The sequence below is a fragment of the Saccharothrix violaceirubra genome, from assembly GCF_014203755.1.
In the GTDB taxonomy this organism is placed as follows: domain Bacteria; phylum Actinomycetota; class Actinomycetes; order Mycobacteriales; family Pseudonocardiaceae; genus Actinosynnema; species Actinosynnema violaceirubrum.
Map to the genome: position 1 here is coordinate 4,425,849 of NZ_JACHJS010000001.1, position 14,049 is coordinate 4,439,897.

General features: G+C 69.9%; 12 protein-coding genes, 3 tRNA genes and 1 pseudogene. 8 read left to right on the forward strand and 8 right to left on the reverse strand.

Annotated elements, in window-relative coordinates:
* Nucleotides 1–23: 23 nt before the first annotated feature.
* Nucleotides 24–836, reverse strand: coding sequence for a MauE/DoxX family redox-associated membrane protein (locus tag F4559_RS20340; RefSeq protein ID WP_184671001.1), 813 nt, complete (start codon nucleotides 834–836; stop codon nucleotides 24–26).
* Between the two features lie 5 nt (nucleotides 837–841).
* Nucleotides 842–1,831: a twin-arginine translocation signal domain-containing protein gene (locus F4559_RS20345; protein WP_184671003.1), complete on the reverse strand. Its 990-nt coding sequence runs from the start codon at nucleotides 1,829–1,831 to the stop codon at nucleotides 842–844.
* Between the two features lie 339 nt (nucleotides 1,832–2,170).
* Between F4559_RS20345 and F4559_RS20350 the strand changes: the two genes are divergently transcribed.
* Nucleotides 2,171–3,214: a Vgb family protein gene (locus F4559_RS20350; RefSeq protein WP_184671005.1), complete on the forward strand. Its 1,044-nt coding sequence runs from the start codon at nucleotides 2,171–2,173 to the stop codon at nucleotides 3,212–3,214.
* Between the two features lie 262 nt (nucleotides 3,215–3,476).
* Here the strand turns inward: F4559_RS20350 and F4559_RS20355 are convergent, their stop codons facing one another.
* Together F4559_RS20355 and F4559_RS20360 are read right to left on the reverse strand one after the other, a co-directional pair.
* Entirely contained in the window at nucleotides 3,477–5,348 is a 1,872-nt protein-coding gene (locus tag F4559_RS20355) for an AfsR/SARP family transcriptional regulator (protein ID WP_184671007.1), read from the reverse strand.
* 259 nt (nucleotides 5,349–5,607) lie between these two features.
* Nucleotides 5,608–8,370 carry an AfsR/SARP family transcriptional regulator gene (locus tag F4559_RS20360; protein ID WP_184671009.1) on the reverse strand — a complete coding sequence of 921 codons (2,763 nt, stop codon included), beginning with the start codon at nucleotides 8,368–8,370 and terminating at the stop codon, nucleotides 5,608–5,610.
* Between the two features lie 231 nt (nucleotides 8,371–8,601).
* Here F4559_RS20360 and F4559_RS20365 point away from each other — a divergent pair.
* The 4 genes and pseudogenes from F4559_RS20365 to F4559_RS20375 form a co-directional block, all read left to right on the forward strand.
* Nucleotides 8,602–9,800 (forward strand): IS3 family transposase gene (locus F4559_RS20365; protein WP_184671011.1). Its coding sequence is split into 2 segments (ribosomal slippage): nucleotides 8,602–8,890 and nucleotides 8,890–9,800, totalling 1,200 coding nucleotides; the frame shifts between segments, so codons are not numbered across the junction.
* A gap of 20 nt (nucleotides 9,801–9,820) precedes the next feature.
* Nucleotides 9,821–10,075: a hypothetical protein gene (locus tag F4559_RS34530; protein ID WP_221447302.1), complete on the forward strand. Its 255-nt coding sequence runs from the start codon at nucleotides 9,821–9,823 to the stop codon at nucleotides 10,073–10,075.
* Nucleotides 10,076–10,134: 59 nt separating this feature from the next.
* Nucleotides 10,135–10,542, forward strand: a complete 408-nt coding sequence (locus tag F4559_RS34535) for an integrase core domain-containing protein (RefSeq protein ID WP_221447303.1) — start codon at nucleotides 10,135–10,137, stop codon at nucleotides 10,540–10,542.
* A 33-nt stretch (nucleotides 10,543–10,575) separates the two neighbouring features.
* A pseudogene (locus tag F4559_RS20375) lies at nucleotides 10,576–10,878 on the forward strand (LOG family protein); the annotation flags it as partial.
* A gap of 195 nt (nucleotides 10,879–11,073) precedes the next feature.
* Here F4559_RS20375 and F4559_RS20380 read toward each other — a convergent pair.
* The 4 genes from F4559_RS20380 to F4559_RS20395 form a co-directional block, all read right to left on the reverse strand.
* Nucleotides 11,074–11,148 (reverse strand) — tRNA-Val (locus tag F4559_RS20380).
* A 1-nt stretch (nucleotide 11,149) separates the two neighbouring features.
* Nucleotides 11,150–11,221: transfer RNA gene (locus F4559_RS20385), tRNA-Cys, on the reverse strand.
* Between the two features lie 59 nt (nucleotides 11,222–11,280).
* Nucleotides 11,281–11,353: transfer RNA gene (locus F4559_RS20390), tRNA-Gly, on the reverse strand.
* A 141-nt stretch (nucleotides 11,354–11,494) separates the two neighbouring features.
* On the reverse strand, nucleotides 11,495–11,920 hold the full coding sequence (locus tag F4559_RS20395) for an SsgA family sporulation/cell division regulator (RefSeq protein WP_184671013.1): 426 nt from the start codon (nucleotides 11,918–11,920) through the stop codon (nucleotides 11,495–11,497).
* A 243-nt stretch (nucleotides 11,921–12,163) separates the two neighbouring features.
* Between F4559_RS20395 and F4559_RS20400 the strand changes: the two genes are divergently transcribed.
* Genes F4559_RS20400 through F4559_RS20410 form a run of 3 tightly spaced genes read left to right on the forward strand, consistent with a single transcriptional unit; the run spans nucleotide 12,164 to nucleotide 14,015 of the window.
* On the forward strand, nucleotides 12,164–12,811 hold the full coding sequence (locus tag F4559_RS20400) for an RNA polymerase sigma factor (protein ID WP_184671015.1): 648 nt from the start codon (nucleotides 12,164–12,166) through the stop codon (nucleotides 12,809–12,811).
* Nucleotides 12,808–13,584, forward strand: a complete 777-nt coding sequence (locus F4559_RS20405) for an anti-sigma factor (RefSeq protein WP_184671017.1) — start codon at nucleotides 12,808–12,810, stop codon at nucleotides 13,582–13,584. The genes F4559_RS20400 and F4559_RS20405 overlap by 4 nt, the downstream gene beginning before the upstream one ends.
* A gap of 14 nt (nucleotides 13,585–13,598) precedes the next feature.
* A complete protein-coding gene (locus F4559_RS20410; protein WP_184671019.1) occupies nucleotides 13,599–14,015 on the forward strand; it encodes a TIGR02611 family protein in 417 nt (138 codons plus the stop codon).
* Nucleotides 14,016–14,049 lie beyond the last annotated feature (34 nt).

Genomic DNA, 14,049 nt, shown 5'->3' on the forward strand with positions numbered 1-14,049 from the left:
CCGGCGGGCTCCACTTCGTACCGTCACACTCCGGCAACGACCGATTCCCCGGTGTCGGCGGCGGTCACGACGGCCACCCGGACCTCCGGCCCGCGACCGTCCAGGTGCACCGCGAACACGACGTCGACGTCCAGGCCGTCCCGACAGCCGGGAAAGGCGAACATCTGCCAGCACAGGTCACGCCACTCGTCGAACGGTTCGGCGGCGGTCAGCAGCTCCGCGTACCGGTGCCATTCCGCGTGTGCACGCAGCTTGCCCAGCGCGTGCGCGGAAGGAACCCGACGGTACGCGCAGGGCACCGAGCGACCACGCAGCCTCACCCACCACAGGGCGAGTTCCGGCGACAGTGCGGCGATCACGCCCACCTCGATCACCATCGTGGTGACATGCACGGCGGTGAGGTCGGTCAGCGTTGCGGACACCGGAGCCCGTCCGCCGAGGGCGATGCCGGCGAGCACGGCGACTACGCACGTGCGGACCAGTGTCCTGGCACCGACGCGCTCGCCGCTGAGGTCGCCGAAGCACCCGCAACCCGCTTCCGGCTTGCGCCGCCACAGAAAGCCCACGACGAGGACCGCGGCAGCGAACGAAGCGGCGACCGCCAGCCGCACGGACAATGCCGGGATGCACAGCAGGGCGATCCCCAGGGTCACCTCCGCGCAGGCCAGCGTCGTCGATGCCGCGCCGCGGTAGCGCCGCGGAACCAGGGCGAGTACCCCGGTCGGGGCGATACCCGACCCCCGCACCACCGGGAGCAGCTTCGCGGCGCCGGCCACCACGAGCAGCAGCGCGAGCAGCGGCGGTTGCGCTTCGGCGAACTCCGTCAGCGCGTTCACCGGGGTCACACCTTGGCCCAGCCGGTGAAGCAGCCCGCGTTCAGGCTGCCGCCGATGCGGACGTAGGTCGGTTTGGTCAGATCGGCGATCCGCCCCTTGGGGCTCCTGCCGCACTTCGTGCAGCTGTCGCAGAACCTCTTGTTGTCGGGCCCGCAGTCGATCACCTCGACGCTGAGCGACTTCTTGTTGCACTTGTTGTGCACGGTGATCTTCCGACCGCACGACAAGACCGGGATCCGCCGGCAGCGGGCGGGCATGAAGTCGCATTTGTCCACCCGGGACCACGACGCGTGTGCGTTGTGGCCCCGGCACCGGGACTTGCACTTGCATTCCGCGTCGTCGAACCAGGTGATCTTCCCGTCGAACTGCCTGGCTGCCGCGTCGGACAGGTCGGGGTAGCCGGCCGCGGCGCCGAACTCCGGCATCTCGTCGACGTGGTAGCCCGGCTGGGGTGCGGCGGCCTGCACGGCCACCGCGCTGTCGTCGCGCCGCAGGCCGATGATGTCGACCAGGTACCCGTTCTCCCACCGGGTGTAGTCACCGCGCAGAGCCGCGCGTGCCGTGTCCGGCAGGTGCAGTACCCGCGGGTGCCCGCCGTTGCCGGGGTCCACCTCGAAGTCGTTGCCGGACACCGACGTGATCACACCCTTGATCCTGGTGATGTCCGCCCACAGCCGGTCGCCGAAACCGGTTTCGTCGAGTCCGATGGTGATGTCCTGGCCGGGCCGCAGCGCGTCGAGCGACGACTGGCCGCCGAACCACGTGGACGTGCGGTGGGAAACCGGAATGACCAGTTCCCCCTCCATCGGCGTGACCATGATCAGCCGGTCGCCGCGGACCGCCACCAGGTCGCCCTCGTAGGCGGGCGGCAATTCGGCGGAGGGGTCGGCCTGGGCCGCGACCCCGTTCAGGCCGCCTACTGCCGCGGCTGTCCCGCCGATGGCAGCCGCGGTGAGGAACGTCCTGCGGGAAACGGAGTGACGCTCGTCGGACATGGTCTGGTCCTCTCCATCGCTGGGTGACTACCGGAGCACCGTTGGCGCTCCGGCGAGCGTTCCGGCGAGGACGCCCGATTTCCGCCCAGTGGCGCTGGGCACGATCTGTGCGCGACGGGCGGTGTCATTGGGACGAGCCCGAATCCGAGTCGAGGAGGAGAGGCACAGGTCGCGCGGCCAGGTCGGCCGCGGCCGGATCGACAGGGGATCCGGCATCTCGGCGGCGTCGACCTCCGCGACAACCGACCGGCGGGCTCCCCGAACAGACACTCCACTCAGGACGTTCATCCGCGGCGAGGATCCGCATTCCCCTCCGCGGAATCGGAAGGAGAACACGTCATGGCACATCGCCTTGGCAAAGTCGTCGGCGGTGCCGGGTTGATCGCCGTGGTGGCCGCGCTGGTCACCACGACGACGGCCACCGGTGCCCCGCCCGACGCCGTCAAGCAGTTCCCGCTGCCCACCCCGGACGCCGCTCCCGGCGACATCACCACGGGCCCGGACGGCAACCTGTGGCTCACCGAGGCGGGCACGAGTCCGGGCAGGATCGCGAAGGTGACCCCGGACGGGCGGGTCACCGAGTATCCGCTGCCGGCGGCGGACGCCATCCCGACGAGCATCACCGCGGGTCCGGACGGCAAGGTCTGGTTCACCCAGTCGATCGGCGAGACCAGCACGGGCAAGATCGGGACCATCACCCCGACGGGGCAGATCACCGAGTACACCCTGCCCACCGCGGACACCACCCCGATCGACCTGGTGACGGGGCGCGACCGCAACGTGTGGTTCATCGAGTCGATCGGCGAGTCCGGCGACCACAGGATCGGGAAGATCACGAAGGACGGCAGGGTCACCGAGTACGCCCTGCCCTCGGCGTCCACCTTCGTCGGCGACATCGCCCTCGGCCCCGACGGCAACGTCTGGTTCACCGAGTCGGTCGGCACGGAGGAATCCACCGGCAGGATCGCGAAGATCACCCCGGCGGGGCAGATCACCGAGTACGCCCTGCCCGCCGGAGCGGACGCGGCCGGCCTCGCCCCCGGCGCCGACGGCAACGTCTGGTTCGCGGAGTCCTTCCTCGACGCCGGCACGAAGCTCGCCAAGATCACGCCAGCCGGGCAGATCACCGAGTACGCCCTGCCCTCGGCCGACGTGTTCGTGAACCAGGTCGCGTCCGGCCCGGACAGCGCCGTGTGGTTCAGCGAGGTGACGGGCGAGAACCCGGTCACCAAGTTGGCCAAGATCACGAAGGACGGCAAGGTGACCGAGTACGCCCTGCCCTCGGCCGACTCGGACGTGGCCGGTTTGACCGCCGGCCCGGACCGGAAGGTGTGGTTCACCGACCCCACCACCAACACCGTGGGCACGGTCGTCAACCCCTGACCGTCGGACGTCGGGATCGGAGCAGGCAGTCCCCGCCGCGCTGACCCGAACCACTCGACACCCGCCCGGACCCGGTGCGACCCACCCGCGGCGCACCGGGTCCGGGCCGGCACTCCCGTCGTGCGGCGACCCGGCCGAGCCGTCCTCGGCCGGACGGCCGCGGCCGGCGTCGCTTCCACCGAGTGATCGACACGTGGACCTTGTCGGAAGTTCCGAGGGGCCACGCGGCGCCGTTCTCCGGGCGATTCCACCCGATGGACGTTCAGGAAGTGGCGTCGCACATCGTGACCGCCTTCTCCCGCGCGTACAGCCGAACCAGAACGGGCATGCGATAGCGGATACCGTCGCGCGCGGGCGTGGCCTCGATGAGCTGGGCGTCCACCAGCGCCTCCAGCAGATCGGTCGCCTTGCCGACCGGAACTTCCAGCAGCGGTGCCGCCGCGCAGGCCCGGAATTCGTCAGACTCCATCAGGCTTACCAGGCAGAAGGCACGTTGCGTGGTGGCGTCGAGGCTGCCGTAGCTCGCCGCGAGCCGGGCCCGCACCGTCAAGTCGCCGATGTCCAACCGATCGAGTCGGTGGTGTTCGTCGGACAGCCGGAACACGAGTTGCCCGATCGGCCAGTGCGGTTTGGCGGCGAGCCGGGCGCCCGCGGCGCGAACCGCCAACGGCAGCGCGTCGCACAGCCGCACCAGCTCGACCGCGTCGTCGTACCCGCTCCGCAGCCGGTGCGCGCCGGCGACCTCGCCGAGCAGTTCGACCGCATCGGTTTCCGTCAGCGGTGGCAGCCGCACCCTGACCGTCGCGGGCAGGTCCGTCAACCGGGACTGCGACGTGATGATCACACCGCATCGCGCGTCGCCCGGGAGCAACGGCCGGACCTGCTCGGCGCGCACCGCGTCGTCCAGCACGATCAGCACACGCCGGCCGGCCAGCCCGGCCCGGAACAAGCCGCTGAGGTCCGCGAGATCGACCGCCGGGTCCGACACCACGATGCCCAGCGAACGCAGCAGTTGGGTCAACAGGCTTCTGGCGTCCCGCGGCACCGATCCGGAACCCCCCAGGTCCAGGTACAGCTGCCCGTCGGGGTAGTGGCAGCGCAACCGGTGCGCCACGTGGACCGCCAACGTGGTCTTGCCGATGCCGCGTTGCCCGGACAGCACCGCGACCGGCAACACCATGGTGTCGTCCTCGTGGGTGAGCCGGTCGATCACCTGGCGCAGCTCCGGCTCCCGGCCCACGAAGTCGCCGATGTCCGGGGGCAACTGGCTCGGGGCCGGGTCGGACGCGGTGGCCGACGGCACCCCGCGGCGCCCACCCCCGGTGACCGCGGTCCGGCCGTCATCCGGCGCCGCGCCCACCAGGATTCGCGCGGACACCGGCGGCGCCGGTTCGATTTCGCCGCGCAGGATCCGCTGGTGCAACTCCCCCAGCTCCGGCCCCGGATCGACCCCCAACTCCTCGTCCAACATCCGGCGGGCGTCGTGAAAGGCGCGCAACGCCTCGGCCTGCCGCCCGGCGAGGTTCAGCGCGAGCATCAACTGTGCCCACAGCCGCTCCCGGAACGGGTAGTCCTCGACCAATAACCGCAGGTTCGCGATCAGACCCTCGTGCCGTCCCAGGCCGATCGCCGCCTCACCGTGCCGCTCGACGACGGTCAGCCGGCGCTCCTCGAGGCGAGAGAGTTCCGCCCGCAGCGGCGTGCCCACCGACAAGCCCTCCAGAGGCTTGCCCCTCCACTGCCCCAGGCTCTCCTCGAATCGCTGCACAGCCCGATGGAGGTCCCCGGACAGCATGGCCCTCTCACCCTGGCCGGCGAGTTCCTCGAAGACCGTCAGGTCCAGCTCGGCCGGGGCGACGCGCAACACGTACCCACCGGGGCGGGTGAGCAGGCGCTCGCCCGATCCGGGTCCGTCCCCCAACCGCCGGCGCAAGCCGGAGATGTAGGTGCGGACGTTGGAGTGGGGCTTGGCCGGCAGCACCTCCCAAGCCGCGTCCGCGAGGTAACCGACGCTCGCCACTTCGTTCGCCCGCAGGAGCAACGCGGCGAGGATCGCACGCTGTCGGGGGCCGACGAACACGACGGCACCCGTGGCGTCCCGAACGTCCAACGCACCCAGCAGTCGGAATCTCATCCGCCCATCCCCTCGCACGGTGTTCGCCCTCGCGTCGACCTCCGGTGGAATCCCAGGGAAACCGCGGGAGCACGCCGACCCCGTGTACATCCGCCGGACCGGGTCCGTGCGCATACGGTGCGGTGCTTGCGGTCATCGGGCCGGCGTCTCCCTCGCTCATGGGCCGGTACGAGGACCACCGTGCCGGGCCGACCGTCGACAACCCTTGCGAACTACCTTGAACCCGCAGGCCACACCGGGTTTCACGGCCTGTCCCGGATCAGTGGTCTCGGGCGAGGCGGTCCTGGAGACGGGCATGGCGGAACTGGTAGACGGCACCGACCTGTCGCAGGACACCCCTGCGGTGGGCGTCGTCGAGGAAGCGGGTCAGGCGCGCGGGCGTCCGGCCCAGGCACCACAGCCACGCCCGCACCACCACGAACGCGCCCCACGGCCTGGACACCAGGACGCTGAGGCCGATCGTGACCGCGAACAAGACCCCGCAGACCACGGCACCCGGCAGGTCGGGGAGGACGGCCTCGTACCGCACCTGACCGCCGATCGCGGCTCCGGGCAGGGCGTAGACGACGCTCCCCAGCCGCCCGAACAGGAAGTACCCGAACAGTGCCGCGGTCAGGAGGCACGCCGTACCCCGGACGGGGTCGAAGAGGTCATCGGGTTCGTTGGCGGGAGCTTCGCCGTTGAACCAGAAGACCACCCCGAAGAACAACCCGAGCGACACGGCGAACGACACGGCGTAGGCGAGCACGGCCGCCCGGTCCTGTCTCAACACGGTTCGCGGACTGGACACCCTGGTCGCGTCGACCGGCACGTCCAGCCACACGTGCACACCGAGCGAGAGCCCGAACACCACGGCGAGCACGGCGACGACGCCAGGGGTCAGCGACCAGCCGAACGAGAGCCCGATGGCGATCGCCACACCCAGCCCGAAACGCCACAGGAATCCCTTGCGCGTCCCGCGGAACCTCGGTTCGACCCGACGAGGCCCCGAGCGGCGGCCCAGCGCATTGGTGAGGCAACCCGCCACCGTGTAGGTCGCCCCGCTCACCACACCGACGGTGACCCCGCCGGCCAGCCAGCTTGTCAGGGCGCACAGCAACCCGGGCGGCAGGCCGAGAAGCAGGGCCCGGGTGGGCGGGGATACCGCCGACACGAGATGCCACCACGCGAAGTCCCGGGACCTGCCGTCGCGGAGGTGCCGCGCGAGGAAGGTCAACCACTGCTGCGCCTGCTCGGGTTGGTGCCGTGCCGCCGGCCTGGTGTCCGGTGGTGCCGGGCGCTGCGCGTAGACGGCGGGCAGGAAGGCGTCGAGCAGGTGTTCCTCGACCAGCGTGGCGTCCGGGAAGCGGGAGTCGTCGCACAACTCGCCCGGGTCGGCGGCGGGGTCGGCGTGGGCGACGCGGGCCAGGTCCACCATCAGCGGGGTCGACAGCGCCCGCGCCAGCGGTCCGCCGGGCCGATGGCGCAGGTGTTCGGCGACCGGTTGCCACCGGGTGTCGCCCTGGCGCTGCCGGGCGGTGAGGAACTCGATCGCGTCGTCGGGTCCGACCGGGTCGATCTCCACGACGGCCGCCCGCGCCAGGATGGCCCCGCTGTCGCGGACCGCGTCCTCGTACTCGTCGCCGCGACAGGTCACGACCAGCGGACGGGCACCGGCCATCGCCTGGTCCAGGGCGTCGATCGCCACCGCGTGCAGGGCGGGCGGAATCTCGTCGAGGCCGTCGAGCACCGGGACGACCCGGCCCTCCGCCACCAGGCGGGTCGCGGCGTCACGCCCGTACACCGCCCTGTTGCCCAGGCCGGGGTACTCCTCCAGCAGTTTGCCCGCCAGCCAGGTGTGCAGGTGCTGTCGTACCGGGTCCCACGAGGACAACGGCAGGACCACGGGGACCGGTTCGCCTTTACCGGCGTCCGCCAACAGGCCCAGCGCGAGCAGGATGGCCAACACGGTCTTGCCCGCTCCGGGCTCGCCCAGCACGACCAACTGCCGTGCCGGGAGCCGTCGGAACCCGCTGACCAGATCCGTGAGCCCGCCGCGCAGGTCCAGCCGCTGCACACCGTCGCGTCGACCGCCCAACACGGCCGAGTCCGACGCCGCGACGGGTCGACCGGTGCCGGCCCAGCGCACCTGGACGGGCTCCGGCCGTTGCAGGGAACGCAACTCGACTTCCGCCGTCCACTGCCGGAACACAGCGGTCGCCAGTTCCTCCGCCGCCCGGTCGAGTTCGTCGGGGGCCGGTCTCTCCGGCGGCGGGTCGGCCGCCGTGACGGGTCGGGGCGACGCTTCCAGTCCGGCGTCGTCGCGCAGGATCCGCCTGTGCAGTTCGCGCAGTTCCGGGCCGGGCTCGGCGCCGAGTTCGTCGACCAGCCGGGTACGCAGTCGTCGGTAGTGCTCCAACGCGTCGGCCTGGCGGCCGTTGCGGTACAACGCCAGCATCAACTGCGCGGTGCCACGTTCGTCCAACGGGTGGCGCCGCGCCCGGGCGGACATCAACGGCAGCATCTCGGCGTGCCGCCCCAGGCGCAGGGCGATGTCGATGTAGTCCAGCTCGGCTGCCAGGAACTCGCCCTCGAAGGTCGCGCGTACCTCGGCCGCCCACAGGGTGTCGAGGCCGGCCAGCGGCTCGCCTCTCCACAACGCCAATGCCCGTTCGAACAACACCGACGCCCGATCGTCGTCCGCCGCCCGGGCCTCGGCCACCAACCGGTGGAAGCGGTGCACGTCCACGCACTGCTTGTCCAGGGTCAGTTGGTACCCGCCGGATCGGCGGTCCAGGCTCACCCCGTCGACCGACTCCAAAGCCAGGCGAAGGCGCGACAGGTAGCTGTAGAGCGTATTCCGCCCCCTCACCGGTTGGTGTTCACCCCACACGCAGTCCAGCAGGTGCCCGGTGGTGACGAAGCAGTTCGCCTCCACCAGCAACACCGCCAACACGCCTCGCTGTCGCGGATGGCCCAGGTCCAGAGGTCTGCCTCCCACGTACGCCTCGATCGCACCCAGGAGCCGGAACTCGACAGTCATCGCACTCCCCCGCTCGCCATCACCGCGTCCGGAATAGCAGAGCGACGGCCACCTGTCGGGTTGTACGGCCGGTTTCCCACGATCGTCCGACGGCGACCACGAGACACACGGGCCCATCCCGTGATCGGTATCCGGCGTTGTCGATCAATAGGTCCCGGGACTTGACCCTGGATGTTGGACACCAGACACACTTGGATCCTGACGATCCGGGTGGACAGGAGTCCCGTTCGGATGGTGATGAAGCACTACCCGCCGGAGTTCCGGGCCGAGGCGGTCGCGCTCTACCGGTCCCGGCCGGGAGCGACGATCAAGTCGGTGGCCCAGGACCTGGGCGTCAACCACGAGACGCTGCGCAACCGGATCCAGCTCGACGACGCACAGCGCACCGGGGCACCCACCACCGCGAGCGCCTCGGTGCCGGCCTCGCCGGAGAACGAGAACGCCGCGCTGCGCAGGCGGGTCCGCGAGTTGGAGGAGGAGCGCGACATCCTGCGCAAGGCGGCCCGGTATTTCGCCGGGGAGACGCGCTGGTGAACCGCTTCCAGTTCGTCGACGATCATCAGCGCCACCACGGCGTGAAGCGGTTGTGCCACGTCATCGGAGTTGCCCGGTCCAGCTACCACCACTGGAAGGCCACAGCGCCCTATCGGGCCGCCCGGGCTGCGGACGACGTGCGCCTGGCCGCCCGCATCCGGGTGATCCACCGCGAGTCGGCCGGCACCTACGGCGTCCCGCGGATCACCGCCGAACTGCACGACACGGGGCAGGTGGTCAACCACAAGCGCGTCGCCCGGGTCATGCGCGAGGTCGGGCCGGCCGGGGTGCGGCTGCGTCGCCGGCACCGCACCACCCTCGCCGACCCGACGACGGCCAAGGCGCCCGACCTGCTCGGACGCGACTTCGCCGCGCAGACACCGAACACCCGCCACGTCGGCGACATCACCTACCTGCCGATCGTCGACGGTACCTTCCTCTACCTGGCCACGGTGATGGACCTGTGCTCGCGCCGCCTGGTCGGCTGGGCCGTCGCCGACCACATGCGCACGGACCTGGTGGTCGGCGCCCTGCACGCGGCGGAGCGGACACGAGGCAGCCTGGCCGGGGCGATCTTCCACGGCGACCACGGGGCGCAATACGGTGCCGGATCCTTCGTCGACGCCTGCCGCGAAGCCGGAGTGACCCGGTCCATGGGCGCCGTCGGCAGCTCGGCCGACAACGCCGCCGCTGAAAGCCTCAACGCCTCCTTCAAACGCGAAACCCTCCAGGGCGCTCAAAGTTGGGGAACTGCAATGGAAGCACGCCTGGCGGTGTTCGGTTGGGCACACCGCTACAACACCCGACGCCGCCACTCCCACCTCGGCCGGACGTCCCCAATCGACTACGAGAACAGCCTTCTACCAACACCGGCTACGCTGACCCACGCCGCATAACCCCGTGTCCAACATCCGGGGTGAAGTCCCATCGACGTATCCACGGTGAGCTCACGCTGCTTGGTGTCGCGGTCGCTGCGTCGACGGTGTGGGAGATTCTCAAGACCGCCAGCATCGATCCGGCCCCGTGTCGAACGACCGTTACCCGGGCGGACTTCCTGCGGTCGCAGGCGGAGGCGATCCTGGCGATGGACTTCATCGAGACGGTCACGCTGACCGGGCAGCGCCAGTACATCTCGCCGTCATCCACCACGCCAGTCGGCGTGTATGGATAGCCGGTACGACCGCACACCCCACCCATGCCTGGGTCACCCAGGCGATCCGCAACTTGCTCATGGACCTCGAGGACACCGGACACGTCGCGCGGATCAGGTTCCTTATTCGCGACCGCGACGGCAAGTACCCGGCACTGATCGACGAGATCCTCGGCGGCGCCGGGATCGCGACGATTCTGACCGGCGTGCGGATGCCCCGCATGAACGCGATCATGGAACGCTGGGTCAAGTCGCTGCGCGGCGAGCTCTTGGACCGCACGCTGATCTGGAACGAGGCCCATCTTCGGCACGCGTTGCGTGAGTACGAGCGGCACTACAACGAGCACCGTACCCACCGATCCCTCGCCGCGGCAGCACCCTTGCGGGCCCGGCCCCAGTCCCTTGGACCTGACCGGATCGAACGCCTTGCGGTACTCCGACGGGACCGTCTCGGTGGAGTCCTCCACGAGTATCGGCATGCCGCTTGACCTGTGCGGACGTAATTTTCGGCACGCACAGGGTCCTCCGCCGCCTCGCCGCGGTTCCTCGGCGCCGCCGCCGCGGTCGGTCGGACGTTGGCCGAACGCGGGATCGGCGTGGTGTACGGGGGCGCCCGAATCGGGACCATGGGGGCGGTCGCGGACGCCGCGTTGGCGGCCGGCGGCGAGGTTGTCGGGGTGATCCCCGGGTTCCTGGTCGACCTGGAGATCGCCCACACGGGGCTGACCGAACTGCGGGTGGTCGGGACGTTGCACGAACGCAAGGCGTTGATGTTGGAGCTGTCTGACGCGGTGGTGGCGTTGCCCGGCGGGACGGGGACACTATTTGCATGTGACCGACGTCATGATCAACCGAATGCGCGGCGGCCGGCAGGCACGGTGGCGAACGCCGCCTGAGCCGGCGACCACCTACGGAGATGGTGATCACACCAGGACACGGTGCTCCCGATCCGCTCCCACAACAGGCGGAAGGCCCGTCAGTGATCATCACTGACGGGCCTTCCGACCTGCGTACTTCGCTGGTGGACGATACTGGGATTGAACCAGTGACCCCTACCGTGTCAAGGTAGTGCTCTCCCGCTGAGCTAATCGTCCGAGGCGGAGACGGGAATCGAACCCGTGTACAAGGCTTTGCAGGCCTTTGCCTAAGCCACTCGGCCACTCCGCCAGAGTGATCCCGAGCTTAGCACCCGAGGGTCTGGCCTGAGCCCAAGGGGCCCTCTGCCGAGCGGATGACGAGACTCGAACTCGCGACCCTCACCTTGGCAAGGTGATGCGCTACCAACTGCGCTACATCCGCACGTCCCAAGGATTTCGGGAACTCTTCCCTTTCGGGCCGCGTTCCTGTCTTCCTCGGTACGGGAGGAACTTTATTACACACCCCGCAGCCGAATCAAATCGGGGGTCCCGTTCGTCGACTGCGGGCCCGCTACCTGGGCTTTCAGGTCAGGTCGTTGGAGATGAGGTGGGTCAACGCCTCGTCCACGTCGACCCACAGGTGCTCGTTGCCCGGCACCACGACGTCGTACGTGCGGTCGAGGAAGTCGGCCAGTTCCTGGGCCGACGCCTCGAACATGGCGTGACCCGACGGCGAACTGAGCTCGATCACCACGACCTCCGGGTCGTCGGTGGCCGGTCGGATGCGCACGTCACCGTCGCCGGCGTCGGCGATGAGGCCGTCGGCGAGCAGATCACGGGCGAACACCCATTCCACCCAGCCCGCGCGGCCGGTGCGGAACGCGGCCACCACCGCGTACGGGTCTTTGGTGTCATACCTGAGTTCGACCTGGACCGGAACAGCGGGAGTCCGGGGAGCCAGCAGGTCGAACACCGCTGTAGAGCGGAGCGTCACGTGGTCGTTGCGCATCGTCGTTACCCTCTTCTCCCTTCCCGGTCTCAGGAAACGACCGAGGTCTCCAGTTGTGACGGGTTTGTGGCGAGGAACGCTCGGGAACTCGGGTTTTATCACCCGTCCGGGCCAGTTGAACTTCGCTGGGCGACCGGATCGCTGCGTTCCGTGTCCACGGGGGACCCCTCGACCCATCTTGCTGGGTTTAACCTGAACCCGGTACCGGCTGTTGCGCGAATGTTGGACGTGAGGACTTCTCTCGTGGCTGACTCACCCGCCCCGGCGCCCCGACGTACTCCCGGCGACAGACCGTCCGACGTGGACCTGGTCGCACGGGTGACAGCGGGCGATCGCGGCGCGTTCGGCGAACTTTACGACCGTTATGCCAGACCGGCCTATTCCCTGGCCCGTCGCATCTGCGTCGACCAGGGCCTGGCGGAGGACGTCGTCCAAGAGGCGTTCCTCTCGTTGTGGCGCAATCCCGGCGGCTACGACCGGTCACGCGGCGGTTTCGGCACGTGGCTGATGACGGTGGTGCACCACCGCGCCGTCGACGCGGTGCGACGGGAGGAGACACGACGGCGGCGGAGCGTCCCGCTCACCGACGACGAGTCGGAACGCACCACAGAGCCTGCCGCAGGCGCAGACCAGGACGCGCTCGCGAGCGTGGTGGGTGCGGAAGTCCGAGAGGCGTTGAAGCGGCTTCCCGAAGACCAGCGACGGGTGATCGCGTTGGCTTACCTCGGCGGTTACACGCAGATAGAGGTCGCGGCGTTGACCGGGATACCGCTGGGCACGGTCAAGTCGCGCACGTTCGCCGCGATCAGGAGGTTGAGGACCACGCTGCGCTCGGTGTGGTCGGGTGAGACCGGCGAGACGCCGGGCACGACGACGGGAGCACACCGGTGACCGGGGAGCGGCGGGACGCGTGGTGCCCGCAGGAGGAACTCGCCGTCGGGTGGGCCATGCACACACTCGAGCCGGACGAGGAGGCGTTCTTCTCCGCGCACCTGTCGGGCTGCGCGTTGTGCGCACGCACGGTGCGGTCGACGCAGGAGGTCACCGCCGTGATCGGCGGCTCGGTCCCGCAGTACGACCCGCCGCCGCGCCTCCGGGGAAGGCTGATGGAGGCGATCGGACACACGCCGCAGCAACACGTCGTGGCCGCACCTGTGCCCGAGGTCGTCGTGGCGCTGCGCCCGCGGCAGCCGAAGACGAGGCGGAACGTGCTCGTCGCCGCGGCGGCCGTGGTGCTCGTGGCGGCGGTCGGGATCGTCGGCGTGCGGTTCGGGCAGATGAGCGACCAGCTGGCGGACCAGGACCGGCTCCGGTCGGCGCTGGAAGTCGCGGTGGCGCCGGGGACGGACCGGGCCGTGCTGCGCGCGGAATCGGGTGAACCGATCGCGGTGCTGTTGTCGGGCGATCGCGAAGCCGCCGTGATGCCGATGGACCTCAAGTCGAACGACGTCGCCACCCAGACCTACGTCGTGTGGGGTACCAGTGCGCCGATCCCCGTGCCGCTGGCGACGTTCGACGTGGGGTCGACAAGGGATGTGAGGCTGCTCACATGGTCGCCTGACGCGCACAAGCACCGCGGCTTCGCGATCTCCCTGGAACCTGGCCGGGCCGCGCCGTCCGCGCCCACCGACGTCGTGGCAAAGGGTGCGGTCGACCAGCAGTGAGCGATGATGTGCGCATGACCACCGAACAGCGCGACCAGGCAGGGCCGAGGAAGTGGTTCAGCCGCCACCCGGCCCTGCTGCTCACCTATCGCATCGGCGTCGGTGTGATCGGCGGCCTGGTGCTGGTGGCCGGCGTGCTGATGATCCCGTATCCCGGTCCCGGGTGGCTCGTCGTGTTCGCCGGCCTGGCGATCCTGGCGACGGAGTTCGCCTGGGCCGGGCGGGTGCTGAAGTTCGCCAAGCGCTACTACGACGCGTGGGTCGAGTGGTTGAAGCGCCAGAGCCTCTTGGTGAAGGGGCTGGTGATCGCGGGGACGTGTGCGATCGTGCTCGTGACGTGCTGGCTCCTGGGAGCGTTTTCGCTGGTCGGCAGTTGGGTAGGGCTGGACTGGGCGTGGTTGGAGAGCCCGATTTTTGGTGGGCGCGGGTGATGTTGTAGGCTATGGTCACACCGCGAGAGCGGGG